Genomic DNA, 25,770 nt, shown 5'->3' with positions numbered 1-25,770 from the left:
GAGACGAGCTACTGGCGATAATCGACGATCAGGATTTGACGTGAGCACGGGCCATTCGCTTGGCCCGTATCCAGCCTTCTGACAAAGAGATCAGACCGCCCGGTTCGGCGTCGCACTGCTCGCACACGACGATTCAAGGGCAGCAGCCACGCCTTGCCCATAGGTCGGATCGGCCTTTGTACAGTGCTCAATGTGCAACTTCCGGATCGGCGCGGATACACCCTCGAGCGCACGTGCAGTGTTATCGAACAGTGCTTGCTTCTGCGCATCCGACATAAGCCGGAACAGCGCGCCGGGCTGCGAGAAGTAGTCTTCGTCAACGCGATGATTCCAGTGATCCGCAGCGCCTTCCAGCGATAGCGCCGGCTCGCTGAAATCCGGTTGATCGAGCCATTCCCCACGCGTGTTTGGGTTATAGGGCGTAGTGCCGCCGGCATTATCATCCACGCGCATCGACCCGTCGCGATGATAGCTGTGCACAGGGCATTTCGGCGCATTCACAGGAATGAGGCTGTGGTTCACGCCAAGCCGGTAACGCTGCGCGTCGCCGTACGAGAACAGCCGGCCTTGCAGCATCTTGTCCGGCGAAAAGCCGATACCCGGCGGTACATTCGCTGGATTGAACGCGGACTGCTCCACGGCGACGAAATGATTTTCCGCGTTGCGATTCAGCTCCATCACGCCGACCTCGATCAGCGGATAGTCCTTCTTCGACCACACCTTGGTCAGATCGAATGGATTGCTCGGATAGGTCGTCGCCTCCTTTTCCGGCATCACTTGCACGAACAATTTCCACCGAGGAAACTCCTCGCGCTCGATCGCTTCATACAGGTCGCGATGCGAACTCTCGCGATCGACACCCACGAGGGCCGTCGCTTCCGCATCCGTTAGGTTCTGAATGCCTTGTTGCGTCACCAGATGAAACTTGACCCAGAAGCGTTCGCTGGCCGCGCTGATGAAGCTGAACGTATGACTGCCGAATCCGTGCATGTGACGGAAGCCTTTGGGAATTCCGCGCTCGCTCATTACGATCGTAATCTGATGCAATGCTTCGGGAAGTTGGGTCCAAAAGTCCCAGTTGCTTTCGGCGCTGCGCAAGCCGCTGCGCGGGTCGCGTTTGATCGCGTGATTCAAGTCGGGAAATTTCAGCGGATCCCGGAGGAAGAACACCGGTGTGTTGTTGCCGACCAGATCCCAGTTGCCCTCTTCCGTATAGAACTTGACAGCGAACCCGCGAATATCCCGTTCCGCATCCGCGGCACCACGTTCACCCGCAACAGTCGAAAAGCGGGCAATCAGTTCCGTCTTTTTGCCGACTTCCGAAAAGATCTTGGCACGCGTGTACTTCGTGATGTCGTGTGTGACTGTGAAGGTGCCAAAAGCGCCCGAGCCCTTAGCGTGCATTCGCCGCTCCGGGATCACTTCACGATCGAAGTGCGCGAGCTTCTCGAGGAACCATACGTCCTGCAGCAACGCGGGACCGCGCGGCCCAGCGGTTTGAATATTTTGGTTATCTACAACAGGTGCACCAAAAGCAGTCGTCAACTTTTTCACGAGTAGTCCTTGAACAGAGGTGGAGAAATTCATTAACCGATAAGTTAAAAACACGTTGAGTTGCGGGGCTTATCGGCCGGGCATCAGCGTGGTGCCCGCGGCTTCAGGATGCAGACACACAAAAGCTGGTTATGGCATTTCGCGCCGGCGAACAAAACGCAGCACGAATGTCGTACATAGCCCCGTTTCGCCCCGACGATCGTATCGCCATTCGTGGTACCTGACAGCAATACACAGGTGTTAGCTGGTGCGACTTGCTTCAACTTACCAAAAGACGATAAGTCGCTAATGTTTGCACTGCATTTCGCCTTGTAAAAAGGCAGCGTTGCTGGCGCGCGGCGGCGATGCGTATCAGGGATATTGCGGCGGTTGCCCTGTGGGCAGCTTCATCAAGGCAAGCGCCTATTTGACCGCGATAGAGGGCGTGCCGGTTCCCTGTGTCATCGAGCGACCGGATCGGGCGCCCGTCTACATTGACGTCGACGTGGCCGCACTGAGGCGCGTTCTGCTGCGCTCGCGCATCAACATCTACGATCTGACGACCGTCGAACTACTGAGCTGCCTGCGGAACGTTCATGACGTCTTCGGTCATGGGAGGTGGGACCACTTGTTTTCGATCGGTGGCCAGTTCGGGCTTCCGACTGATCAACTCAGTTCCGCCGCCTAAGCAATTGCATTAATCGCGTAGTGCAAATAGGCGCTATATGAACTTCTTCAGGAGCGCCGGCTAGATTAGGCCGACTTCGTGCTGAAATGCCGCAAAACCGTTGGGTACGTCCACTTACTCCGCGGTGTGGACCAAGAGCCAGTCGGCAAATGGCGCCTAGGCCAAACACGCTCAGACCTCTATAGGAGTGGATCCCTCACGGCCCGGATCATTTCGACCGACAGGACTCGGATTGCCAGCGACCTCGTTACGTCGTGGATATCTGTAGAGCCGTTTCTTCTCCGAGGTGACGCTAAGGAAACGCACGTACTAACACGACCGAAACGAAGGTATCGCCCGATACCAAGGTCCTATCGATCCGTCCACGCGTTTCTGCTCAAATCATGTCAACGGCTTGTGAAAGGTGTTCCCGATCCAGTTGAGCGCCGGTTTCGGCGAGACGATATGCAAATGCGGAAAGAAATCACTGCACGTTTGGTTCAAAGCTGCGTGCCAAAGTCAAGGCTCGGCTTGCGATTTACGTATTCACGGAATTCACGCGGTGCTTTCTCAAACATCCCAGATAGCTCCCACTGCGGCTTGTATCGTTCTGATATCACCAATCGGATGTAGATCTAAAGAACCCTTTTTGTGGAGACATTCACATCGAAATCTTCCTCAGCATTCGGGATTCTGGCCAATTCGGCAATCAGTAATTTTTATGAACTGGACCCCCACGAAACTATTTTTGACAGCCACTACATCGGCTGCTGTTGCGATAGCAACAGCTCCCGTCAGCGCACATGCGGAAGCCGGATCGCCGATCTACGGCATCACCATCCCCGACGGTTACAGGCAATGGGAGATGATTGCACCCGCCGAAGAGGCCGCTCCGCTGAACGAGCTTCGTGTTGTACTCGGGAACCCTATCGCGATCAAGGCAATCCGCAACTCGACGCTTCCTTTTCCAGACGGAGCCATTCTGGCAAAGCTGGCTTGGAAACGCGTACCATCCCCCGAGTTTGCACCGGCTTCCATTCCCGGGACGGCTACAACAGTTCAAATTATGGTGAAAAATTCAAAGAAGTACGCTACTACGGGAGGCTGGGGATTTGGGCGGTTTATCAATGGCAAGCCCGCTGACGAAGCGCAGCACCAATCATGCTTCGCATGCCACCAAGCGCTGGTGAAAAACCATGATTATGTCTTCACGCGCTTAGCGCCATGAAACGTTTTGTCGCGGTAGGAAACTGCGGAGGAACGATCACCGACAAGTGCTAATCGTGATCCGTTTCGGATGAACTGCAGGCGGCTCTTGTGCGAATAGGTAACTGCGGCTGAGTGGCAAGTCGACTTCGGTCGTTGCCCGTGGGTTCTGTCTGCCTGTCGTGCCTGTCATGCCTGTCATGCCTGTCGTGCCTGTCATGCCTGTCATGCCTGTCATTGTCGCTTAAGATCATAGGGCGATTCAAAAGACTTTTAGGGAGCCGCTCCTACTGAGTGTCACGGCGTGTCGTGTCGTGTCGATGTCGACCGACGATTACTTAACATTATTTCAAGTGCGAAACTTCGATCCGAAAATCCCTTCAAATCAGGTCCCTCATCCGTTCGGAAGGCAGAGACCGGATGAGGCAATTTGCTCTGACGATCGATTGGCATACCGATACTTGCCCCTCAACGCTCAAATCTCCATCTCCCTGCGATCTCGGATCAAAGCCATTAGCTGGCGATCACGCCATTGCACGCGTGCGTCCCAGTCATCAAGCAACAATTCGGCGCGCCGCTCGCCAGCCACACGCGCCACAAGTTCGGGGGTCCACGGATCATGCTGGCCTCGTGAAGCACCCATTCGTTCGTAGGCGGGACCCATCTTTCGCGCATGGGATTCAATCCCGCCACGCGTGTTGAGATCGACTGTCTCGAACGGCCCAGTCACCGACCAGCGCAGGCCCACACCATCGCGCACCACACGGTCGATATCAGCCACGGACGCCACGCCGTCACGCACAAGGCAATACGCTTCCCGCAATAAGGCGCCTTGGAGGCGGTTAAAAATGAAGCCTTCTATTTCCTTCGTTACTCGAACCGCGCTCATCCCCGCCTCTTCGTAAAGCGCATTCGCGCGAGCGATGGTCTCGCTTGAGGTGAACGGCGCGGCCACGATCTCGATCACGGAAATCAAATACGGCGGATTACCGGGGTGCGCGACGAGGCACCGCGCGCGGCCCGGCAGCGCATCCGCAAAAGAGGAAACCGTCAGAGCGGACGATGAGCTCGCCAGCACCGCGTCGGCCCGCGCATTTTCATCGATCTGCATGAACAGCTCGCGCTTGAGGTCCACTCTTTCAGGCGCGCATTCCTGCACAAGCACGGCGCCGCGGACGGCATCGGCGAGGTTGTCGAGCACGACAATGCGGGCCAGCACTGACTCCGCCGAATCATCAAGCAGGTCAAATTCAGCGAGGTCGTTCAGGCGAGCTCGCACCTCAGGTTCCACTGCACACCGCCGTTCATCGGCCGGGTCGTACAAACGCACGTTGAAACCCGCCCGCGCGAACACAATGCAAAACGCCACGCCAATACTTCCCCCGCCGACTATTGCTACCGTCCTCATCTTTCCTCCGTGTCTGAACTTTCAATACGTCACGCGCATGACCATGCTCCGGTTCGCGCCTGTGCGAATCCGCAGCGGTCCTGCAAGCGCGCGATCCATGTCTGCGTCGCCGGTATCCACGAACAGGCGGCCATCGACTAACGACAACAACTTGTGAACGCTCGCAACGGCTTCGATACGCTGCCGCGGTACGCACGCCAGCACGCGTGCGCTGATCGGCTGGTTGCCACGCCCGAACAGGCATCCCTGGCGTCCGATCACGCCGACCACGATAGCTGACGACGACCATCGGTCCAGCAGATTCAACAGCGTCGCTTCGGACGCATCCGCAGCAACCATGCTGCCGTTCACGATCGCATCGACGCCCAGCAAGGTGCCCTGCACGCCCGCGTGTTCACAGAGCCTCGCCATCGTGGTGCCGGGACCGACGATATAAAGCGTGTCGCGCTCGAATTCAGAGGCCAGTTGCCGGCACGCGGCATCAATGTCAGCGCGATCGTTGGCGGGCATATGCGCCTTGCTGCCCTGCATGCGCACGCGGTCAACCGGCGCCAGCGCATAGCCATGCAACCGCGACGAAGCGCGGTCGGCGCGCAGCGTCGCTTCGTCGATATCCAGCAACTCGACGCGCTGCGTATCGAACGCTCCATGAGTGCAATGCGCCGCCAGTTCCCCGGCGCGCGCAGCACTCAGCGCGAACACCCCCGAGTACATTTTCACGCCACACGGCACTCCGATCAGCGGGATGTCCGTGCCGACGATCGCCGCCACGTCGCGCGCCGTGCCGTCGCCGCCGGCGAACAGGATCAGGTCCGCTCCGGCATCGATAAACGCCCGGCATGCCGCACACGTATCCGCCGATGAACTCGGCGCGCCCTTTGGCCACGCGACGACTTGCGCATTCAGCCCAGCCAGGCGGCACGCGTTCTCGCCCATCTCCGCGGCGGCAGTGACAACCCGCACACGCGATGCATCGAGCGCCCGGAGCTTCAACAGCGCGGGCAACGCCCGAGTGCCGGCATCGAACGAGGCATGCAGCGCGCGCGCCGCCTCGACTGTATCGGCGCCATCGCTGCCCTTGAGCCCGACCGCCCCGCCAACGCCGGCGAGCGGATTGATCACTATTCCAATGCAGATCGCCACGTACGCGTCGGGCCTTGCGGCAAAAATTTTATGTGGCTATATTGTGCGCCATACAAACAATTGTGCGCAATAACTATTCAGGCGCCAGTTACCGGAGTAATGAATGCGAAACCAGCCGCATCCCTTCATGGCGAATTCCGTGAGCGCGATCCAGCAGGAAATGCTGGACGCTATCGGCGCGAAAACGATCGAGGAATTGTTCGAGCAGATTCCCGCCGATCACCGGACTCAAGCCCCGCTCGACTTGCCGCCTGCCCTAGCCTCGGAACCAGCGTTGCGGCGTCATCTCATCGATACACTCAGCCAGAACCGTCACTGCGAAAGCGATCTCAGCTTCCTGGGGGGCGGATGCTGGCGCCATCACGTGCCGGCCATCTGCGACGAGATCGTCCGCCGCAGCGAGTTCCTGACATCGGTCTGGGGCACGCCGTCTTCGGACCAAGGGCGCTATCAGGCGTGGTTCGAGTTCTGCAGCCAGTTGGGTGAGCTAGTCGACTGCGATCTGGTGGGCCTGCCCGTCTACACCTGGGGCTGCGCAGCCGGGCACGCGCTGCGTATGGCCTCGCGCCTGAACGGACGGCGTACGGTACTCGTGCCGGAAGCGATTGACCCCGAACGGCTGCTAGTGATCCGCAACTACTGCGAGCCGCCCGAAATGGCGCAGCACCTTTCAATCGTGCCGATGCGTTTCGATCCCGCGACCGGACGCATCGACCTGGCCGACGCTGCCGCGAAAATCCGCGACATCGGCGATGACATTGCCGCCGTTTACATCGAAATGCCCAACTACCTCGGGATTCTCGAAGAGGATGCGCGGCGCCTGGCCGAGCTGGCGCATGCGGCGGGCGCCGAAATGATCGTCGGGGTGGACCCGATCTCGCTCGGCGTGCTCGCACCGCCGCCGTCTTATGGCGCCGACATCGTGGTCGGGACGACGCAACCGCTCGGTGTCCACCTGTATGGCGGCGGCGGACTGGGCGGCTTTATCGCAACGCGCGACGAAGAGCGCTACGCGCGTGAATATCCCACCTTGCTCGTTAGCCTGACGGGAACGAGCCGGCCCGGCGAGATCGGCTTCGGGCTGTCGCTGGCAGAGCAGTCGTCGTATGGATCGCGTGAAAACGGCAAGGACTGGACCGGCAACTCCGTCTACCTGTGGGCGATCGCCAACGCGGTGTATTTATCGCTGATGGGACCGCAAGGTTTCGAGGATGTCGGCAAGCTCATCACTGCACAAGCCCACTATGCGGCGCAACGGCTGGAAAGCCTGCCAGGGGTCACCGTGTCGCTGTCCGGCAGTTTCTTCAAGGAGTTCGTGGTCGACTTTTCCGCGACAGGACGCAGTGTGGCGTCGATCAATCACGCGCTGCGCGAACGCGGCATCTTCGGTGGCCACGACCTTTCCGCAGACATTCCGGCACTCGGCCAGAGCGCGCTTTACTGCGTCACCGAACTTCACGAACGGCGTGATATCGACCGCCTCATCGACACCCTCAGCGAGATCCTGAACCATGACGACTAAGCCACCACTGCGCCGTTATCACGCCGCTGTCTGGGACGAGCCGATCGTGATGGAGATGTCACGCGAGGGACGCCGCGGCGTGGTGTTTCCCGACATCGATGCGGCAGTTGCCGAGCGGGTCGGCGACCCGCAACGACTGATTCCCGCATCGATGCGCCGCTCGACGCGCCCGGCGCTCCCGGAGATGTCGGAACCCGATGTGCTGCGCCACTATCTGCATCTGTCGCAACAGACGCTGGGCATGATGGGCATTTCGCTCTTCGGCACGTGCACGATGAAATATAACGCGCGCCTGAACGAAGCCATCACGTCGCGCGATGAAGTCGCCGAACTGCATCCACGCCAGCATCCCGAGACGCTGCAAGGCGCGCTGCAAATCATTCACTCGCTGGATCTCGCGCTGCGCGAACTGTCCGGCATGGCCCGCTTCGTCTTCCAGGCGGCCGGCGGCGCAGACGCGGCCTACACGCACGCGTGCATCACACGCGCCTACCATGCGGCGCGCGGCGAGCTTGAGACGCGCGACGAAATCATCACGACCATCCAGTCGCATCCGTGCAATCCCGCGACCGCAGCCACCGCCGGCTTCAAGGTGATCACGCTGGCGCTGGAGGAAAACGGCTACCCGTCGGTGGAGGCGCTGAAGTCGGTCGTGTCGAAGCGCACCGCTGCGTTGATGGTCAACAATCCCGATGACATGGGCATCTATAACCCGCATATCAAGGAGTGGGGGCGGATCGTTCACGAAGCAGGCGGACTGTGTTTCTACGATCACGCCAACTTCAACGGCGTGATGAGCCGGATCCGCGCACGCGAACTCGGTTTCGACGCATGCATGTTCATGCTGCATAAAACTTTCGGAGGCCCGAAGGGCGGTGGCGGCCCTGCCGTCGGCGCGTACGGGTGCAGCGCCGCGCTGGCGCCTTATCTGCCGGGACCGCTCGTCGTCGAACGCGATGGTGCCTATCAGCTTGAGCCGGGAGCGGATGGCGGCATCGGCCGGGTGCGCGAGTTTTTCGGCAACGTGCAGACGGTCATCAAGGCCTATGCATGGGTGCGTGCGATGGGCGCGGACGGCATCGCGGCGGCGGCCGACCTGTCCGTGCTCGCGAACAACTACATGACACAGGAACTCATGAAGATCCGCGGCGTGACGTGCTCGCATCCGCACATTGGCGCATGGCGCATGGAGATGACGCGCTTCAGCCTGGAGACGCTCGAAAAGGACACCGGCGTGACCGTGTTCGACGTACAGAACCGGATGGTAGATTTCGGCGTCGATGCATTCTGGCTCGCGCACGAACCGTGGATCGTGCCGCAACCTTTTACGCCGGAGGCAGGTGAGATGTGGTCGAAGGAGGACATTGACACCTGGATTGCCGTGCTGGCGCAGATCTGCCACGAGGCATACACCACCCCGGATATCGTCAGGACCGCGCCGCACAACCATCCGGCCGGCCGGATTGATGGAGCAGCGCTCGAAGATCCATCACGCTGGGCGATGACCTGGCGCGCGCACGTGAAGAAGCGCGCACAAGCATAGAGGTGATCCCAAGAAGTGAACGGTCAGCCGCGTTGCGTGGCGGACCGTTCGTGCTTCAGCCTTTCCAGTGCCCTTCCGCCTTCAGTTCCCCGAAGACCTGATCGACCGCGAGCCGCGCACGCTTCACCATCTCGCCAATCTCGTCTTCCGATATGACGAACGGCGGCGAGAACGCGATGGAGTCGCCGTCCGGCAGGCCGCGCGTGATCAGGCCATTCTTCAGCGCCGCCTTCGCGACGCGCAAACCGACTTTCAACGCCGGATCGAAGCGCTTCGCCGGATTGCGCGCGGCCACGAACTCGACTGCGCCAATCAACCCAAAGCCACGCACATCGCCCACTGCCGGATGATCGCCGAAGGCCGCACGCAGGTGTTTGTGCATGACTTCGCCGCGCGCGCCGGCTTGCGCCACCAGCTTGTCGTTTTCAATGATCTTCAGGTTGGCGAGCGCTGCGGCCGCTGCGATCGGGTGCCCGCTGTAGGTGAAGCCATGGCCGAACACACCGAGCTTGTCGCTGCCCGAGACAATCGTGCGCCACACCTTCTCCGACACCAGACTCGCCGATAACGGCACGTACGCCGAGGTCACGCCCTTGGCAACCGTGATCAGGTCTGGCTTCATCCCCATGGCCTCGGTGCCGAACATCGTGCCAAGCCGGCCGAAGCCGCAAATCACCTCGTCGGCGATCAACAGGATGTCGTATTTATCGAGGACCTTCTGGATGGCCGGGTAATAGCCCTCGGGCGGCACGATCACGCCGCCCGCGCCCATCACCGGTTCCATGATCATGGCCCCGACCGTCTCCGGACCTTCGGCCAGAATCAGCTGCTCCAGATCGTTCGCTAACTTTGTCACGAACTCAGCGTCGCTCTGCCCCGGTTCGGCCTCCCACAAACGGTGCGGCGCCGTGGTGTGCTTGATGAACGACAACGGCAGGTCGAAGCCGTTATGCAGGCCCGGCAAACCGGTCATGCCGGCGGTGACCACGGTCACGCCGTGATACCCGCGACTGCGCGCAATGATCTTCTTCTTGAGCGGCAGGCCGCGCGCGTTGTTGTAATACCAGACGAGCTTCACCTGCGTATCGTTCGCGTCCGACCCCGAGTTGCCGAAGAACACTTTCGACATCGGCACCGGCGACATCTCGATCAGCTTCTGCGCGAGCAGGATGGGCGCATCCGTCGACATCGATGCGAACGTGTGATAGTAGGCCAGCTTCATGGCCTGCGCGTGCATTGCGTCCGCAATCTCACGACGCCCATATCCCACGTTCACGCACCACAGCCCCGCCATCGAGTCGATGTAGCGCTTCCCGCGGTTGTCTTCCAGCCACACGCCCTCGCCGCCCACCATCACGAGCGGTCCGTTGCGTTCGTGATCGCTCAGCGCCGTGAACGGATGAAAAAAGAACTGCCGGTCCAGATCGTTGAGATCGGGCACGGGGCCCGCCACGGGAAAACTCATGAACATTCTCCAAGTTGGAACAGATAAAAAGCGGGTTGAAAGCGCATCGCGCTATGTCAGTGAAAATAACCTAAGTCATATTTGTGCGCATTGCGTCATTTTGGGCGATATGAGAACATAAATCAACGAGTCGAAATTGATCAAACGCCCAACCGAGGAATTTTCAACGATGCTGACACTCAAAGATCCGACCCTGCTCAAACAAGCGCTGTTTCTGAACGACGAGTGGATAGCCGATACAGGGGCGGGTTTTATCGAGGTAGTGAACCCGGCAACCGGCGCACTGGTAGGCAAGGTGCCCAAGGCCACCCGCGCGATGACCGCTATCGCCATCGAAAAAGCGCATAGCGTTTTGCCGGCATGGAGCGCACGCCCTGCGGCGGAACGTTCGCAAATAATCAAACGCTGGTTCGATTTGATCGTCGCCAACGCCGACGATCTCGCCCGGATCCTGACCGCCGAGCAAGGCAAACCGCTGGCCGAGGCCCGCGGCGAAATCCTGTACGGCGCAGCGTTCTTCGAGTGGTATGCGGAAGACGCCAAGCGCCTGCACGGCGAAGTGCTTCAGGCGCCGTCAGCCGGCCGGCGCATGCTTGTGCTTCGCCAGCCGATCGGCGTTTGCGCAGCCATCACGCCATGGAATTTCCCGATGGCCATGATCCCGCGCAAAGCCGCGCCCGCGCTTGCCGTTGGCTGCACGATGGTGCTCAAGCCGGCCAGCGCGACGCCCTTTTCCGCGCTTGCGCTCGCCGAACTCGCGCAGCGCGCCGGCTTGCCCGCCGGCGTATTCAGCGTGCTGACAGGAGCGGCATCGGAGGTCGGCGATGAACTCGCCATCCACCCCCTCGTGCGCAAGCTCACCTTCACCGGTTCGACGGAAGTCGGCCGGTCGCTCATGCAGAAGGCATCTGGCACGATCAAGAAAGTCGCGATGGAACTGGGCGGCAACGCGCCGCTGATCGTATTCGACGACGCCGATATCGACGTCGCCGTGGCCGGGACGATCGCGTCCAAGTTCCGCAACATGGGCCAGACCTGCGTGTGTGCGAACCGAATCTACGTCCAGGCGGGCATTCATGACCGCTATGTGGAGGCGCTCACCCGCGCAGTGAACGCGCTGAAAGTGGGCGACGGCCTCGAGCAAGGCGTGACGCAAGGCCCTCTGATCGACGAACAGGCGGTGGCGAAGGTGGAGGAGCACGTGGCGGACGCGCTCGCGCAGGGGGCAAAGGTCGCGACCGGCGGCAAACGCCACGCGCTGGGTCGGTCATTTTTCGAGCCGACCGTGCTGACAGGCGTCACCCAGTCGATGAAAGTAGCGATCGAGGAAACGTTCGGCCCCGTCGCGCCCGTTTTCCGCTTCGGCACTGAAGAAGAAGCCGTCGCCGCGGCAAACAACACGGAATTTGGCCTTGCCGCCTATTTTTTCACCCGCGACAACGCACGCGTCTGGCGAGTCAGCGAGGCGCTGGAATGCGGCATCGTGGGCGTGAATACAGGCGCGACATCCTTTGAGGGCGCGCCGTTTGGCGGGGTGAAGGCATCGGGCGTCGGGCGCGAGGGGTCCATGCACGGCATCGAGGAATTTACCGAACTCAAATATGTGTGCATTGCTGAAGTCTGCTGATAAGATTTGCACACTGCACAATTTGTGCGCCATGCGCCCACCGGGCTTATTGGAAGGGGAAGCATATGGCCGCATTCGAAACGGCTTTGGATGACGACGACGAAGTTCGTGACCGCGACTACGTCGGCTCGTTCGCTCGCGGACTGGAAGTCATCAAGGTGTTCAACCGGCACATGCCGCGTCGCACGCTAAGCGAGGTGGCCGAAGCGAGCGGCATGACACGCGCGACGGTCCGGCGCTTTTTGCTCACGCTCGTGCGCGAAGGCTACGCGGAGACCGACGGCAAGTACTTCAACCTGAAGCCGAAGATCCTTGAGATTGGTTTTTCGGCGCTGTCGTCCATGAACATCTGGGATATCGCCCAACCGATCATGAGCGCGCTATCTGCCAACGTGCAGGAGTCGTGTTTTGCCGCAGTACTGGACGGTGACTCGGTGATCTATGTCGCGCGGGCGGCATCGAATCGCATTGTGAATGTGGGGATTTCAATTGGCAGCCGGACCCCGGCGCACTGTGTATCGACAGGACGGGTGTTGCTCGCCGCCTTGCCGGATGCCGAGTTTCAACAATATCTGGAATCCGCCAAGCTCCATAAATTCACGGCTAACACGGTGACGTCGAAGGTCAAGCTGCGAGAACTGGTAGAGGAAACCCGCCTGCGCGGCTGGTCGATCGTCGACCAGGAACTGGAGATCAGCCTGCGCTCCATTTCCGTGCCCATTCGCGACCGCGACGGCAAAGTCGTGGCTGCGCTCAACGTATGTTGCCCGGCTGATCGCGTCACGCCGCAAGACATCAGCACACGGATTCTATCCGCCATGCTGGAAGCATCGAAGGACATTACACGGGCGCTGCAGGCCTGATTCTTACTGATCGATCCTCCGTCTCATGAAAACGGCACGCCTCGCGTGCCGTTTTTTTTCGCCCTTTTTTCATCCATTAGTCATCCTTCGTCGCCGATTTTTAATGACACGATGTTTACATGGCGAACTTTTGTGCGCTAATATCGATTCGCCATCGGAAGACGTCACTATCGGAGCCATCGTTCATGCAGTCGTCAGTGAAAGGTAAGGTCGTATTGGTCACGGGAGGCGGTCGCGGCCTTGGTCACGCCATCGCATCGATGTTTGCCGGACAGGGCGCGGTAGGCGTGGTTGCGGATTTGCCGTCGTCCACGCGGCTGGCCCCGCCGCCCGGCATGACGGCGCTCGATTGCGATGTGAGTTCCGAGGCAAGCGTCGCGGCATGCGTGACGGCGACGATCGAGCAGTTCGGCCGTCTTGATGTAGTGGTCGCGAATGCGGGACTCGTGCCGGGCTGGCGCACGACGGACAGCATCGACTTCGATGAATGGGACCGCGTCATGGCCGTCAACGCCCGCGGCGTGGCGATCACGATTGCCAGGACCGCCAAGGTCCTCGGCGTCACGCAAGGATCGATTGTCGTGATGGCATCGATCAATTCGTTCGCGGCCCACGGCCGCCAGATGCTCTACACCGCGTCGAAGCACGCGGTACTGGGCATCGTGCGCGCAGCGGCCCGCGATCTCGGTCCGCAGGGGGTGCGCGTCAATGCGCTTGCTCCTGGCCCGATCGCCACGGACGCACTGCTCGATCGCATCCATCATCGCGCCCGCACGGGCGGCACAGAAGCCGATACCGCACTGCAGGAACTCGCGCGCGGCAATTCATTGGGACGCCTCGCCACCGCGGCCGAAGTCGCGAAGGCCGCGATGTTCCTGGCATCGGACATGGCGAGCGGCATCACGGGCGTGCTGCTCCCCGTCGACGCCGGCTTGCAGTAATCCCCGACAAGCAATCTCCGGCACACCGGCCCTTCTCTCGCTACAGGTCATCATCGATGTTCAGTCTGGAAAACAAGACCGTGCTCGTCACGGGGGCGTCGAAAGGAATCGGCGCGGCAATCGCAACGGCGCTCGGCGCTGCCGGCGCACACGTCGTGGCGCACTACGGCCATGATCGCGCGGGCGCTGAACAGGCTCTCGCCGGCGTGCCTGCATCGCGCAAGCATTTCGTGCAAGCCGACCTGCATGATCTCGCCGCGACCGAAGCCATGTGGGATGACGCGCAAGCATGGCGAGGACACATCGACGTGTATGTCAACAACGCCGCGATCATGCTGTGGCACGGCGGTTTCGAAGCCGATAACGCCACCTGGGACGCCGTCTGGGAAGAGACGCTGGCAGTCAATGTACTAGCGCCCGCGCGCCTGATCCGTCGGGCGGTCAAGCATTTCCTCGCCCGCCAGGGCGGCGTGCTCGTGACCATCTCCAGCTGGGCGGCGCAGCGCGGCGTGACCAATCCCGACACCATCGCGTATGCAGCGTCGAAGGCGGCCGTGCGCTCGATGACCCAGACGGTCGCGCGGGCACACGCACGCGATGGCCTGCTCGCTTATGTGGTCGCGCCAGGCGTGGTCCGCACGCAAATGTCGGAAGCGTTCGCGGCCACTCAAGGCGGCGAGGACAAGATCACCGCCACACTCGCGATGGGCGAGTGGGTTCCACCCGAGGACATCGGCAACCTGGTCGCGTTCCTGGCCAGCGGCACCGCGCGTCACCTGAGCGGCGCCACGCTCGATGTCAACGGCGCAAGCTACGTGCGCTAAATAAAACATCAATTTTGAGAACATAAGTGCGCCTTGCGCACATTTTCTTTGACAGCGTATTTTGATGCGGCGACAATTTTTTCATGCGTTGCCCGAGCGTTACCTGAGTGCGATCTGAGCCTGACCTCTGTCACCGAATCAGCTAACCCGGCAACCCGGCATCCGCCGCGCAGATTTTCCCTTGCCCTTTCTGGAGAGTTCGCAATGTTTAGAGCAGTATTTCTCGTGCTGGCGGCGGTTGTCTCAACAATGACCGCTCAGGTATCCGAAGCCCGTACACTCGATCAGGTCATCAAGAGCGGGACTATTCGCATTGGCGTGAATCCGAACTTTCCGCCCATGAGCTCGTACAATGCGACGAACCAGCTCGCGGGTTTCGATATCGACATTGGCAACAAGATTGCCAGCACGCTCAACATCAAGGCCGAGTTTGTGCCGACCGAAGCCGCGCAGCGCGTGCCGTTCCTCGTGTCCGACCGCATCGATATCTCGCTCGGTGCACTGACCCGGTCCGCCGAACGCGCACAGTTGATCGACTTCACGGTGCCCCTGCATACCGAGTCCATGTCCGTGCTGACCACCGACAAGATCAAGGCCACGAAATGGACGGACCTGAATTCGCCGTCGGTCACGCTGGTCGATATGCGCGGCAACTGGTCGGTCGACTACGTGAAGGACAAGCTGCCGAAGGCCAAGATGCTGCTGGTGGAGTCCATTGCGGACACGGTGCGCGCAGTCGCGCAAGGACGTGGCGATGCGATTGTCGAGAACATCGACTTCTTCCAGAATTTCACCAAGAATTACCCGAACATCAAGTGGCGGACGCTGAACGACCCGATCTTCGTGAATTACGACAGCATCGGGGTATCGAAGGGCAATTCAACGCTCAAGGACTATTTGAACGTGGTGTTGTATGACCTGCACTCGACAGGTTTCGTCAATGACTCATGGCAAAAGGCGTACGGCACGCCGATGCAAAAACCGATCGTACCTAACCCGTATTTCTGAGCCGTGGCCGTGCAAGCACGGCCATATCGTGCATGACAGCCCGTGCCCCGCCGGGCACGTCGTCGTTTGATCCGGATTGCCATGACTTACACCCTTCAATACGCCGACGTTCTGCGCCAGTTGCCGTACCTCGCAACCGGCGCGGTGCTGACGCTCGAGATCGCCTTCGTCTCGTTCTGGCTCGGCAGCGCGATCGGACTTGCCGGCGCACTCGGCAAGCTGCACGGCGGCGCGGTGGTACGCCGCCTGGTGGGCCTGTATGTGGTTGTGCTGACCAATACGCCCGCACTGGTGCAGATCTTCTTCCTGTTCTACGCACTGCCCGACGCCGGCATCACCCTCTCTCCGATGACCGCCGTGCTGATCGGCCTCACCTTGAACTCGGGCGCGTATCTCACGGACATCCTGCGATCGGGTATCAATTCAGTGCGGGTATCGGAACTGGAAACCGCTGAAACGCTCGGCATGTCACGCCTGCAAATGGTGCGTTACGTGATCCTGCCGCACGTTGCCAAGACCATCTATGCGCCGCTCTGCAATTTCTTCGTCTGGCTCGTCCTCGGCAGTTCGATTGGTTCGATCTTCGGTGTCGAGGAACTCACGGGACGTGCGATCAACATTTCCAGTGCGAACATGCGCACTATCGAAACCTTCTCGGTCGTGGCTGCCATGTACGTGGCGCTGACCTTCGTTGCGTCGATCGCCCTTGCGCTGACCGGCCGCTATGCCTTTCGCGTTAAAGCGAGGATCTTCTGATGCTCGACCAGATCATTGCGCAAATTCCCACGTTCTTCACGCGCTTCACGTTCGAGTTCCTGCTGGAGGCCATGGGCCGCACACTGGCGATGACCGCGCTCGGTTGCGGCGTCGGCATTGTGCTCGGGGCCATCATTGCAGTGATCCGCGGCACGAAGGCGCGCGCGCTTGCACCGTTGCGTTTCGTGCTGACGGTGCTGGTCGAAGTGTTCCGGCGCATTCCCTTTCTCGTGAACCTGTTCATCGTCATGTTTGCCCTACAGGGCTTCGGCTCCGACATCTCGCTCTTCACGATTGCAACGGTATCCATTTGCATCGTGGCAACGGCGTTTCTCTCGGAAGTCATTCGCGCCGGGCTTGAATCCGTACCACGCCAGCAGATAGAAGCGGCCGAGGTCATGAACTTCGGCTTCATGCGGACGCTGTTCCTGGTGCTGCTGCCGCAGTCGTGGAAAGTGATCCTGCCACCCGCGTTCGCGTTCATGGTGATGTTCATCAAGGACACGTCGCTGGCATCGCAAATGGGTGTGGTCGAGCTGACGTTCACCGGCAAGGTCCTGATGAACCGGGGTTTCTCGCCCTTTCTCGTGTATGGCGCCGTCCTTGCCGCCTATTTCATTTTGTCCTACCCGCTAAGCCGTCTGGGTGCCTATCTGGAGAATCGCCTTGCCTCACCTCGCAGTCGAAAAACTCTCAAGCGCGTACGCTCAGCAACAGGTTCTCCGCGACATCACACTCTCGGTTGAACGGGGCGAAGTAATCAGCCTGATCGGGCCGTCGGGCTCGGGCAAAAGCACCCTGCTGCGCACGCTGGTCGGGCTGATGCCGCCGACCGGCGGGCGGGTCGTGCTTGACGACGAACCGCTCGATTATTCGTCACGTAAAAGCGTGCGCGCCGCGCGCGACAAGATGGCGATCGTGTTCCAGCAGTACAACCTGTTCCAGAACATGGACGTGCTGCGCAACGTCACCATCTCGCCGCTCAAGATCAAAAAGCGGCCGCGCGAGCAGGTTGAAGCCGAAGCGAAGGAGTTGCTGCGACGAGTGGGCCTTGCTGAAAAGCATGCGAGCTATCCCGATGAACTGTCGGGCGGACAGCAACAGCGTGTTGCCATTGCACGAGCGCTCGCGCTCAAGCCGGAGCTTCTGCTCCTCGATGAAATCACCGCTGCGCTCGATCCGGAACTCGTGAACGAAGTGCTCGACACGGTGCGCACGCTGGCAGGCGAAGGCATCACGATGTTGCTTGTGTCACACGAAATGTCGTTCGTGCGCGAAGTCTCCACGCGCGTGGTGATGATGGATAAGGGGCAGGTAGTGGAGATCGGTACGCCGGACAAGATCTTCGGCAATGCCAGCGAAGCCCGCACGCGTGACTTCGTCGGCAAGATACTGCGGCATCACTGAGTAAAAGCCACTATAGCGATCAGGCGCTCGCCAGCAGGAACGGCGAGAGGTCGACATCGAAAGGGGCGGGCTTCCCCTGCACCAGGCTCGCTACGATCTGCGCCACTGCGGGGCCGGCGGTGAAGCCCATCCAGGGGAAAAAGTTGATGAAGAAGCCGGGCGTGCCCGGCACTTCACCCAGGATCGGCTTCCAGTCGTCCGTGCCGTTCACCACCGCTGCCCAGGTCCGGATCACGCGCAGCGCGCCGAGCGCCGGCACCGTGGCCAATGCCACGGCCATGTTGCGTTGCAGGGAATCGGGATCCGTGCTCGGATAACCGCGGCTGTGCCAGCGCGCAGGCCAGCCGCCGCCGATCAGGATGGAGCCCGCCTGGTTTTGCTTGAGCGTGAGTTTGTCGCCGGCCGAATAGACCAGGTGCGGAATCAACGGCCCGACGCGCTCCGTTACGGCGACCTGGATCGCGAACCCCTGCACGTCGATGGCGATCCCCAGCAACGCGGCAATCTTGCCCGCATCGGCGCCGGCCGCGTTAACCACGCGCCTGGCCCGCACAACCTCGGTCCCGGCCGTTACCTCGAAGCCATCGCCTATTCGCGTGATCCGAGTCACTTCGGCTTGCCGCACGAATCTCGCCCCTAGCGCACGCGCGGCTCGCGCATACGCAAGCGTCGCAGCAAGGGGGCTAGCCTTACCTTCGTCCGGGCAGAATGCACCGCCCACGATTGCGTCCGAGAGATAGGGCGCCAGCGTCCTCACCTCTGCGCGATCGAGCAGCCGGACATCCAGACCTTGCGAGCGCTCCACCTCCGCCTTGGCGGCGATCGATGCCATCTGCGATGCGTCGGTTGCAACCAGCAGGCCGCCTTTCAGGGACACTTCGAGATCGGCGTCGAGCGTCGCCGGCAAATCGCGCCATACATCGATGGAATGACGTAACAAGCCGATGGTCGGCGCGAACGTCCGGGCCCACTGCGGGCCGCGATTGACAAAGGGATCATGGGGGATCTGCGCGTGCAGGCTTCCGGCGTTGGAGCCCGATGCCTGCGTGTTGAGCTCGCTGCGCTCGAGCACGGTCACGGCCACGCCATCGCGGGCGAGATAGTAGGCGGTCGCGCAGCCGGCGAGACCGCCGCCGATCACAATCACATCGTTCATCGGGTCAGCCAAGCGGGATGTTAAAAACGAAGTTACGTGGAGGTGGCATTCGGAACTTGCATGTTACGCCGGGCGAGGAAGAAGGCGAAGTTCTGGGGCAGCAAGGCGTGCGGCGCCGGGTGACCCAGCGAGCGCGCCGCGCGATACACGAAGTTCGGATCGGCCAGTAGTTCCCGCGCGATGGCGACAAGATCAGCGGCGCCTTCGCTGACGATCGCGTCCGCCTGACCCGGCTCCGTGATCAGTCCCACGGCCATGGTCGGGATGCCCGCTTCGCGACGGATCCGCTCCGCGTAAGGCACCTGGTGCCCGGGCGCTTCCGGGCGCGTGGACCTCGCAACCGGGCCACGGATACCGCCCGACGAACAGTCGACCAGGTCGATGCCGGTCTCCTTCAGCCGGCGTGCCAGTTCGATAGTCTCGTCCAGCGTCACGCCGCCCGCGCTTTCATCCACGCACGACGCTCGATACCACACCGGCATGCTGTCCGGCACGGCTCGCCTGACCGCTTGCGCGGCGTCGAGCGCGAAACGCGCGCGGTTCTCGAAAGTGCCGCCATACCGGTCGGTCCTGCCATTCGATATCGGCGATAAAAACTCGTGCAGCAGATAGCCATGCGCACCATGCACTTCGACAAAATCGAGGCCCGCGCTAACGGCGCGCCGGGCACTTGCCGCAAACGACCCGACGATGCGCGCGATCCGTGCCTCGTCGAGCGAAGCGGGAACTGGCCAGCCTTGCGCATGAGCAATCGCCGAAGGCGCGACCGTTTGCCAACCCCGCGGAGGCGATGCACTCGCGAGCGGTCCCGCCCCATTCCAAGGACTGGCCGAACTGCCCTTGCGCCCGGCATGCCCGATCTGCACGCCGACCGGAATGCCCTCCCCGTGATAAAGCTCCGCCAGTTGCCGGAAGCCATCGATCTGACTGTCATCCCACAGTCCGAGACAGCCTTCGCTGATGCGGCCGTCCCGCTCGACCGCGGTGGCTTCGATCACCGCACCGCCCACGCCACCGAGCGCAAAACGCGCGTGATGCGCAAGATGCCACGGGTTCACGGCGCCTTCGACGGCGCGGTACTGGCACATCGGCGAAACGACAATGCGATTGGAGAAGGTAATGCCCCGCGAACTGAACGGCGTGAACAAGCGGATCTCGTGCATTGCCGGCTCAGGCTTTTTGCGCAGCGCACCGCGCGACGTAAGCATTGATGTCGTCGATGATCGAGACGATCTTCGCGCGCCGTTCGATACCCTCGCCGCCCAGCGCCGCGAACTTGGTCAGCGGTGGCCGCACGTCGCCGACCGGATAACCTTGCGACGCCGCCAGCGCCTTCGAATAGCACTGGTGCCCGTAGGTCGGATGGCCTTCCGCGATAATCCGGTCGAAGCTGGCGATCATCTTCTGGATGGTCTTGGCTTCCTCCAGTTCGCCCTCGACCAGGGCGTTCCACAGCCGCGTGGAGGCCTCCGGGATGTAGTTTGCGTACGGGTTCACGTAGCCGACCGCGCCGAGCAGGAAACTCTCCACCGGCCGCTCGCCGGCAAACACGTTCATCACGCCCTCGGTCGCCTCGATCACGTCATAGACGCGGCCGACGTCCATGCTCGCTTCCTTGATATAGCGGACGTTGTCGAGCGCTCGCGTCAGGCGCGCCACCAGTTTCGCCGACATGTCGACGTTGGTCGTCACGGGGTTGTTGTAAAGCATGATCGGCAGCGACGTGGCCTCGGAGATCGCCCGGTAATACTCGAAGATCTCGTCGTCAGTGGGAGTGTAGTAGTACGGTGGTGCGATCATGAAACCGTCTACGCCCAGCGCTTCCGCTTCGCGGGTATAACGCACCGCGTTCGGCGTCGACGCGTTCATGGTGCCGACCAGTACGTCCATCCGCCCGTCCACGTGCTTGACCGTGGCCTCTACATATTGAGTGCGCTCCTCGTCGCTGATGGTCAAGAACTCGCCGGTCGTCCCCAGGATGATCACGCCGGGCGAGCCCGCTTCTATTTGCCAGTCAAGGAAACGCCTGAGTGCGCCTTCATCGATCGACTTGCCGTCGGCGGTAAAGGGCGTCACGGTCACACCATAGCTGCCACGAAAAACTTTACTCACGTATCTCTCCGTTAATTCGTTGAACGCTTGAGCGCCACGCGCACATATTTTGCGCGTGAGATCGAAGCGGGTTTTTGTCTTCAACCGCGCCCCTGATCGCCTTTCACCCGATTCTCGCCGCGAATCAGTAAGATTTGGCGTGTCTATTTAGGTAGCATTAAGCCAATTTCGCAAAAATTTCACAAAATTCCAACATTGAATTTTGTTCACATGGCGTCTGAATGTTAGCATGGCGCACGTTTTGTCACAAAGCGTCTACGTCAAAAATTGCTCCGATGTAGTTCGCCGTGGCGACCGCGAGACGTGCAAACCACGTGTCAGGCGGCACGATTCAGGAAATTCTTCGCAACGGTTGCGAAGGAACTGCTTCGTACTGCCAATTTTCAGCAGCATCAATTCAGGGGAGTTGAGTGGCATGAGAACTATCAGGCGGATCGCAGCGCTTGTGGGCGTTGCAGCAACGGGCTTGGCTCACGCGCAGAGCAGTGTCACGTTGTATGGCGTAATTGACGTAGGTCCCACGTATGTCAGCAATGAAGGCGGCGCGCATAACATCAAGATGGACGACTCGATTGCCTCGGGGGACCGTTGGGGCCTGAAGGGAACGGAGGATCTCGGCGGCGGCCTCAAGGCGATCTTCACCCTTGAAAATGGCTTCGACGCGTTGAACGGCCAACTTCGTCAAGGAGGCCGCGAATTCGGCCGGCAGGCATGGGTAGGCTTGCAGAACGACTACGCGGCCATCACTATCGGCCGCCAGTACGACTTGATCTACGACTACACCGCTAACTACGCAATGAGCGCCTGGGCCAGCGGTTATGCCACGCATCAGGGCGATCTGGATCGGATGGGCTGGGAGCGCCTGGACAATGTCGTCAAGATCAAGAGCGCCGATTTCCACGGGCTTCAGGGTGGCGCGATGTATTCGTTCGGCAATGTGGCTGGCAGCCTTCATCAGCAAAGCGCATGGTCCGCCGGTGGGCAGTACAACCACGGCGCATTTTCGGCAGGCGCGGTCTATTTGCGCATGAATAACCCGTATGGTTCGAACGCGATCGATCCGTACGCCTCCATGGGCGTCTCCAGTTTCCTGGGCCAGACCACGGCAACTCGTAACCCCGTGACCGGGCAGGTCACTGACCTGTTCGCGAGCACACCCCTGCAGATCGACAGTCAGAGCGTCCTGACGCTTGGCGCCAGCTACGTCATGTCGAACGTCACCTACGGGGTTGCGTATTCGGATGTCTGGTTCAAGGGCTTTGGCCGCACGTCGGCATTGCGCACCTACGATGCCGGCGCGTCGTGGCAGGTCACGCCGTCGTTCAATGCGGCCGCGGGTTACTTCTACTCGACCTTCGAAGGTCATCACTACAACGAGGCCAGCCTCGGCTTTGACTACGCGTTCACGAAGCGCACCGATGTCTACCTGCAAAGCTCTTACCTGCGGGCATCGTCCGGTGTGGATGCAGTTCAGGGTTACCTGTTCACACCGTCAACCACCAGCACGCAGACCAGCGTGCGGATTGGCCTGCGTCACCGCTTCTGATACATACACGCCGCACTGCCTCCGGGCGGTGCGGCGCGGTAGGTTGATTTCAATGCTGGTTTCCAAGCTAATTCCAGGCCTATTTTCAGGCTTCACCGCACTCACTGAGCGGTGAGCACTCGCAGTTCTTCTGCCTGAAACCGCATGGGCGAATACGGTCGCATGTCTATGCCAGGGTCACGGCCGGTCATCAGGTCTGCTACCAGACGCGCGGTCAACGGCCCAAGCGTATAGCCGGCATCGCCGGGAATGGCGGCGTGCAATCCGGGGATTCCGGGCATCTCGCCCAGTACGCCGCGGCCATCGACTTTCGAATTCAAGCCGGCCCATGTCCGGATGATATGCAGCGACGCGAGTGCCGGCACCATGAACTGCGCCAGCGATACATTACCGATCATGCTCGCGGGATCGACAACAGGATAATCGGCGCCCGCCGCAAGCTTTGCCGGCCATCCGCCGCCAATCACCACCTGCCCCGTCGATAATTGCTTGAGCGTGATAGACCGCTCGGCATGCTGCACGAGATGCAGGATCAGCGGCGGTGCCGCCTCCGTGAGGTTCATGTGCAGCGGCTCGGGATCCACCGGCAGGAAGGTACCTGCGCTGTCCATAAGCGCGCGTGCGCCGGGGCCGGCCGCAACGGCAACCTGGCTCGCATCGAGCGTGCCGAGCGAGGTGGTCAGCGCAAAGCGCGAATCAGTAGGTCGCAGTTGGTCAACCTTGCATTGATCGACGATGGTCACGCCCATGCGTACGGCCCACGCCCTGATCTGCGCGTTGCACTTGAGCGGATTCAGCTTGCCTTCATTTGCGCACAACTCGGCGCCGAACGCAGCAGGTCCAAGATATGGTGCGATGCGCTCCAAGTCGGCGCGTTCGAGAAGTTCGACGGAAAGACCCAGCTCTCGTTCACGACGGCTCTTAGCCACGAGAAAATCGAACTGCTCGGGCGTCTCGGCGACCATCAGTCCGCCCGACACCTTCATTTCGAAATCCGCGTTGATGGCGCGTTCGAATTCCCGCCAGTACTCGACCGCTTTCGGATAGAGCGGCAACTGCTGTTCGAAACTAGCCACTCGCTCCGGAAAGAGCCGCATGAAACGGCTCTGCATCTGCACGTGAAGACTTCCTGCATTGGCTGTCGATGCCGCAGAGCCACCGGCATCGAGCAGCATGACATCCCGTCCCCGCTGCGCCAAAAAACCCGCCAGGCACAATCCGACAATGCCCGCCCCAATGACCGCAACGTCGGTTTGCCGACGCGGTAGCGTACCTATAGTGGAACCTTTCATGAATCGCTGCCGTAGCCGGCCAGTTCCGCAATTGATACAGGCTTGACCGGCACACGCGGGGCGAAGCCGGACATCTCGTCGCGCGAACGGCCAAAGCGTTCGCAGACGATCTCGTCGAGAACGGACGCGCAGTAGCGCCCCTGGCAGCGTCCCATGCCAATACGCGTGCGCCGCTTGATTGCGCCGACCGTGCTCAGGCCCTCATCGAGCGCTGCATCCAGCTCGCCGAAGGTGACTTCCTCGCACCGGCAGATGACGGTGTTGCCGCAGCGTTCCTTCGGGGCCTTCAGCGGAGTTGCATAGACAGTCCAGAGCGCTTGCTGGAAGCGGCGCTGTTTAGCCAGTTCGGCGGCCGCATGATCGCGCTCGCCGATGAGTGATCCACCAAGTGCATGGCCCAGTGACGCGACAACGGAAGCGCCCACGACTGATCCTTCGGCGAGCGCCGCTTTTGCTCCGCCCAGTCCCGTGCAGTCGCCAAGCGCGTAGACGCCTGCGACGCTGGTCAAGCCGGTGTCATCGCGGCGTGTTGCAAGCTGCCGCCGATGGGTATCGAAGTCATGGGTGCAACCTAGCGCACGCAACAGCTCGTTGGCCGGCTCGAAGCCATAGCCCAGGCACACGACATCTACATCGATACGCTGCGAAAGCGTCTCACCCGAGACACGTGCAAGCGTGACCGACAGCCCGGCCCCGTTTTTCTCTATGGCCTCGATCACGGTGTCATTGATCATGCGCACGCCCTTGCGTTTTGTCGTCCGGCTATAGCCGATACCCTCGGCGACGAGCCCGGGAGCGGCGAGACTCATCGTGACGAGCGCGCCTAAAGTAGCCAGCCCGGGCCGCGGCGCCGCTTCGACCACGGCTGCGACTTCCGCACCACCGCTCAGCAGTTCAGCCGCAAGCTGCAAGTTGAGCGGCCCGTTGCCCGCGATCAGCACGCGCTTGGCCGGCAAGCGCCGGGACGTGCGCCACAGTGTTTGTGCGGCGCCTGTCGTCATGACCCCAGGCAGTGTCCAGCCCGGCACCTGCCAGCCGCGTTCATAGGCGCCGGTCGCGACAATGCACGCCGCGGGCCGGAAGCGGATCGACCGTCCGCGCACAGTCGCGATGAATTCCTTCGGCTCGAATGCGCCCCAGACCAGCGCGTCGTGGATGAACTGCACGCCCGCCTTGCGCGCGGCTTCGATGAGCGCAGCGCCTCGGAGATGCTGCGCATCGGGAGGCGCGACCCCTTGCTCCGAGTCCGACACCCCCAACTGCTTGTAGTACTGGCCGCCGGCCTGACCGCGTTCGTCTAGCACGGTAACTTGGACGCCGGCTCGCTGCGCAAAGAGCGCGGCGGACAATCCGCCTGGCCCGGCGCCGATCACGAGCAACTCCGGTTCGCGTACTTCGGGTTCGGGCGCGGCAACATAACTGCCTGACCCTGACCCTGACCCTGACGCCGAGACCGGCGGCAATGGACGCGCATGCTCCCCGCGATGCACGGTGATTGGCTTCTCGATCTTCGTCATGCAGGCACGCCGGTTCGCCACGCCGTCTATTTCGACGAGACAGTCCTGGCAGACACCCATCCCGCAGAACACGCCGCGCGGCTGACCCGAGACGGTAGTCCGGAACGATCGCACACCATGCGCGATGAGCGTCGCCGCCAGTGATTCACCGGGCCTGGCGTGCAGCGTTTCGCCGTCGAACTGGATAGGAATGGTGTGGGTCATGGTCGGTCAGTGCGTGTATCAAAAAGCTTG

At 61.1% G+C, this 25,770-nt stretch carries 21 protein-coding genes and 1 pseudogene; 13 read left to right on the top strand and 9 right to left on the bottom strand.

The genetic code is table 11. The features are described from left to right. Positions 1 to 90: 90 nt before the first annotated feature. Complete coding sequence (locus tag FH08_RS0108590; RefSeq protein ID WP_200878721.1) at positions 91 to 1,587, bottom strand: catalase; 1,497 nt, start codon at positions 1,585 to 1,587, stop codon at positions 91 to 93. Between the two features lie 280 nt (positions 1,588 to 1,867). Between FH08_RS0108590 and FH08_RS0108585 the strand changes: the two are divergent. Together FH08_RS0108585 and FH08_RS0108580 are read left to right on the top strand one after the other, a co-directional pair. Continuing rightward, a pseudogene (locus tag FH08_RS0108585) lies at positions 1,868 to 2,221 on the top strand (hypothetical protein); the annotation flags it as partial. 700 nt (positions 2,222 to 2,921) lie between these two features. Continuing rightward, entirely contained in the window at positions 2,922 to 3,428 is a 507-nt protein-coding gene (locus tag FH08_RS0108580; protein WP_051887962.1) for a cytochrome P460 family protein, read from the top strand. A gap of 453 nt (positions 3,429 to 3,881) precedes the next feature. Here the strand turns inward: FH08_RS0108580 and FH08_RS0108575 are convergent, their stop codons facing one another. Then, positions 3,882 to 4,814 (bottom strand): 3-hydroxyacyl-CoA dehydrogenase, encoded by a 933-nt coding sequence (locus tag FH08_RS0108575; RefSeq protein ID WP_031357938.1) that lies wholly within the window; start codon positions 4,812 to 4,814, stop codon positions 3,882 to 3,884. Positions 4,815 to 4,835: 21 nt separating this feature from the next. After that, positions 4,836 to 5,957, bottom strand: a complete 1,122-nt coding sequence (locus tag FH08_RS0108570) for an ATP-NAD kinase family protein (protein ID WP_031357937.1) — start codon at positions 5,955 to 5,957, stop codon at positions 4,836 to 4,838. 103 nt (positions 5,958 to 6,060) lie between these two features. On the opposite strand from FH08_RS0108570, the gene gcvPA reads away from it, so the two are divergent. After that, complete coding sequence (gcvPA, locus tag FH08_RS0108565; RefSeq protein ID WP_031357936.1) at positions 6,061 to 7,479, top strand: aminomethyl-transferring glycine dehydrogenase subunit GcvPA; 1,419 nt, start codon at positions 6,061 to 6,063, stop codon at positions 7,477 to 7,479. Beyond that, positions 7,469 to 9,022: an aminomethyl-transferring glycine dehydrogenase subunit GcvPB gene (gene gcvPB / locus FH08_RS0108560; protein WP_031357935.1), complete on the top strand. Its 1,554-nt coding sequence runs from the start codon at positions 7,469 to 7,471 to the stop codon at positions 9,020 to 9,022. Before gcvPA ends, gcvPB begins: the two co-directional genes overlap by 11 nt. A gap of 55 nt (positions 9,023 to 9,077) precedes the next feature. On the opposite strand, the gene FH08_RS0108555 is transcribed toward gcvPB, so the two are convergent. Further along, positions 9,078 to 10,487, bottom strand: a complete 1,410-nt coding sequence (locus FH08_RS0108555) for an aminotransferase (protein WP_081889398.1) — start codon at positions 10,485 to 10,487, stop codon at positions 9,078 to 9,080. A 169-nt stretch (positions 10,488 to 10,656) separates the two neighbouring features. Between FH08_RS0108555 and FH08_RS0108550 the strand changes: the two genes are divergently transcribed. The 8 genes from FH08_RS0108550 (at position 10,657) to FH08_RS0108515 (ending at position 17,913) form a co-directional block, all read left to right on the top strand. Then, the gene (locus FH08_RS0108550) at positions 10,657 to 12,114 is read left to right on the top strand and encodes an NAD-dependent succinate-semialdehyde dehydrogenase (RefSeq protein ID WP_031357933.1); all 1,458 of its coding nucleotides are present in this window, start codon (positions 10,657 to 10,659) and stop codon (positions 12,112 to 12,114) included. Between the two features lie 65 nt (positions 12,115 to 12,179). Further along, complete coding sequence (locus FH08_RS0108545; RefSeq protein ID WP_051887958.1) at positions 12,180 to 12,977, top strand: IclR family transcriptional regulator domain-containing protein; 798 nt, start codon at positions 12,180 to 12,182, stop codon at positions 12,975 to 12,977. Between the two features lie 185 nt (positions 12,978 to 13,162). After that, positions 13,163 to 13,918 (top strand): SDR family NAD(P)-dependent oxidoreductase, encoded by a 756-nt coding sequence (locus FH08_RS0108540; RefSeq protein WP_031357931.1) that lies wholly within the window; start codon positions 13,163 to 13,165, stop codon positions 13,916 to 13,918. 56 nt (positions 13,919 to 13,974) lie between these two features. Beyond that, positions 13,975 to 14,742 (top strand): SDR family NAD(P)-dependent oxidoreductase, encoded by a 768-nt coding sequence (locus tag FH08_RS0108535; protein ID WP_031357930.1) that lies wholly within the window; start codon positions 13,975 to 13,977, stop codon positions 14,740 to 14,742. Positions 14,743 to 14,946: 204 nt separating this feature from the next. After that, positions 14,947 to 15,750 (top strand): transporter substrate-binding domain-containing protein, encoded by an 804-nt coding sequence (locus FH08_RS0108530; RefSeq protein ID WP_031357929.1) that lies wholly within the window; start codon positions 14,947 to 14,949, stop codon positions 15,748 to 15,750. A gap of 81 nt (positions 15,751 to 15,831) precedes the next feature. After that, positions 15,832 to 16,506 carry an amino acid ABC transporter permease gene (locus FH08_RS0108525; RefSeq protein WP_031357928.1) on the top strand — a complete coding sequence of 225 codons (675 nt, stop codon included), beginning with the start codon at positions 15,832 to 15,834 and terminating at the stop codon, positions 16,504 to 16,506. Beyond that, positions 16,506 to 17,252 carry an amino acid ABC transporter permease gene (locus FH08_RS0108520; protein ID WP_035565685.1) on the top strand — a complete coding sequence of 249 codons (747 nt, stop codon included), beginning with the start codon at positions 16,506 to 16,508 and terminating at the stop codon, positions 17,250 to 17,252. Before FH08_RS0108525 ends, FH08_RS0108520 begins: the two co-directional genes overlap by 1 nt. After that, positions 17,173 to 17,913 carry an amino acid ABC transporter ATP-binding protein gene (locus FH08_RS0108515; protein ID WP_031357926.1) on the top strand — a complete coding sequence of 247 codons (741 nt, stop codon included), beginning with the start codon at positions 17,173 to 17,175 and terminating at the stop codon, positions 17,911 to 17,913. Before FH08_RS0108520 ends, FH08_RS0108515 begins: the two co-directional genes overlap by 80 nt. Before the next feature lie 19 nt (positions 17,914 to 17,932). Here the strand turns inward: FH08_RS0108515 and FH08_RS0108510 are convergent, their stop codons facing one another. Genes FH08_RS0108510 through FH08_RS0108500 form a run of 3 tightly spaced genes read right to left on the bottom strand, consistent with a single transcriptional unit; the run spans position 17,933 to position 21,181 of the window. Beyond that, the gene (locus FH08_RS0108510) at positions 17,933 to 19,069 is read right to left on the bottom strand and encodes an NAD(P)/FAD-dependent oxidoreductase (RefSeq protein WP_031357925.1); all 1,137 of its coding nucleotides are present in this window, start codon (positions 19,067 to 19,069) and stop codon (positions 17,933 to 17,935) included. A gap of 32 nt (positions 19,070 to 19,101) precedes the next feature. Next, a complete protein-coding gene (locus FH08_RS0108505; RefSeq protein WP_235210308.1) occupies positions 19,102 to 20,277 on the bottom strand; it encodes an NADH:flavin oxidoreductase/NADH oxidase in 1,176 nt (391 codons plus the stop codon). Then, entirely contained in the window at positions 20,240 to 21,181 is a 942-nt protein-coding gene (locus FH08_RS0108500; RefSeq protein WP_160172440.1) for a dihydrodipicolinate synthase family protein, read from the bottom strand. Before FH08_RS0108500 ends, FH08_RS0108505 begins: the two co-directional genes overlap by 38 nt. Positions 21,182 to 21,596: 415 nt before the next feature. Between FH08_RS0108500 and FH08_RS0108495 the strand changes: the two genes are divergently transcribed. Beyond that, the gene (locus FH08_RS0108495; RefSeq protein ID WP_031357922.1) at positions 21,597 to 22,727 is read left to right on the top strand and encodes a porin; all 1,131 of its coding nucleotides are present in this window, start codon (positions 21,597 to 21,599) and stop codon (positions 22,725 to 22,727) included. A gap of 101 nt (positions 22,728 to 22,828) precedes the next feature. Here FH08_RS0108495 and FH08_RS51265 read toward each other — a convergent pair whose 3' ends face one another. Next, positions 22,829 to 24,019 carry an NAD(P)/FAD-dependent oxidoreductase gene (locus FH08_RS51265; protein ID WP_051887954.1) on the bottom strand — a complete coding sequence of 397 codons (1,191 nt, stop codon included), beginning with the start codon at positions 24,017 to 24,019 and terminating at the stop codon, positions 22,829 to 22,831. Then, positions 24,016 to 25,740, bottom strand: coding sequence for an FAD-dependent oxidoreductase (locus FH08_RS51260; RefSeq protein WP_051887952.1), 1,725 nt, complete (start codon positions 25,738 to 25,740; stop codon positions 24,016 to 24,018). Before FH08_RS51260 ends, FH08_RS51265 begins: the two co-directional genes overlap by 4 nt. Positions 25,741 to 25,770 lie beyond the last annotated feature (30 nt).

Source organism: Caballeronia sordidicola (genome assembly GCF_000729995.1).
GTDB classification, from domain to species: domain Bacteria; phylum Pseudomonadota; class Gammaproteobacteria; order Burkholderiales; family Burkholderiaceae; genus Caballeronia; species Caballeronia sordidicola_A.
This window is presented reverse-complemented; position numbering and strand designations above follow the sequence as displayed.

Bases quoted from the DNA above. Each gene is read 5' to 3' on its own strand.
- FH08_RS0108590 (WP_200878721.1), bottom strand. From the start codon at position 1,587: ATGAATTTCTCCACCTCTGTTCAAGGACTACTCGTGAAAAAGTTGACG.
- FH08_RS0108580 (WP_051887962.1), top strand. From the start codon at position 2,922: ATGAACTGGACCCCCACGAAACTATTTTTGACAGCCACTACATCGGCT.
- FH08_RS0108575 (WP_031357938.1), bottom strand. From the start codon at position 4,814: ATGAGGACGGTAGCAATAGTCGGCGGGGGAAGTATTGGCGTGGCGTTT.
- gcvPA (WP_031357936.1), top strand. From the start codon at position 6,061: ATGCGAAACCAGCCGCATCCCTTCATGGCGAATTCCGTGAGCGCGATC.
- gcvPB (WP_031357935.1), top strand. From the start codon at position 7,469: ATGACGACTAAGCCACCACTGCGCCGTTATCACGCCGCTGTCTGGGAC.
- FH08_RS0108555 (WP_081889398.1), bottom strand. From the start codon at position 10,487: ATGAGTTTTCCCGTGGCGGGCCCCGTGCCCGATCTCAACGATCTGGAC.
- FH08_RS0108550 (WP_031357933.1), top strand. From the start codon at position 10,657: ATGCTGACACTCAAAGATCCGACCCTGCTCAAACAAGCGCTGTTTCTG.
- FH08_RS0108545 (WP_051887958.1), top strand. From the start codon at position 12,180: ATGGCCGCATTCGAAACGGCTTTGGATGACGACGACGAAGTTCGTGAC.
- FH08_RS0108540 (WP_031357931.1), top strand. From the start codon at position 13,163: ATGCAGTCGTCAGTGAAAGGTAAGGTCGTATTGGTCACGGGAGGCGGT.
- FH08_RS0108535 (WP_031357930.1), top strand. From the start codon at position 13,975: ATGTTCAGTCTGGAAAACAAGACCGTGCTCGTCACGGGGGCGTCGAAA.
- FH08_RS0108530 (WP_031357929.1), top strand. From the start codon at position 14,947: ATGTTTAGAGCAGTATTTCTCGTGCTGGCGGCGGTTGTCTCAACAATG.
- FH08_RS0108525 (WP_031357928.1), top strand. From the start codon at position 15,832: ATGACTTACACCCTTCAATACGCCGACGTTCTGCGCCAGTTGCCGTAC.
- FH08_RS0108520 (WP_035565685.1), top strand. From the start codon at position 16,506: ATGCTCGACCAGATCATTGCGCAAATTCCCACGTTCTTCACGCGCTTC.
- FH08_RS0108510 (WP_031357925.1), bottom strand. From the start codon at position 19,069: ATGAACGATGTGATTGTGATCGGCGGCGGTCTCGCCGGCTGCGCGACC.
- FH08_RS0108505 (WP_235210308.1), bottom strand. From the start codon at position 20,277: ATGCTTACGTCGCGCGGTGCGCTGCGCAAAAAGCCTGAGCCGGCAATG.
- FH08_RS0108495 (WP_031357922.1), top strand. From the start codon at position 21,597: ATGAGAACTATCAGGCGGATCGCAGCGCTTGTGGGCGTTGCAGCAACG.
- FH08_RS51265 (WP_051887954.1), bottom strand. From the start codon at position 24,019: ATGAAAGGTTCCACTATAGGTACGCTACCGCGTCGGCAAACCGACGTT.
- FH08_RS51260 (WP_051887952.1), bottom strand. From the start codon at position 25,740: ATGACCCACACCATTCCTATCCAGTTCGACGGCGAAACGCTGCACGCC.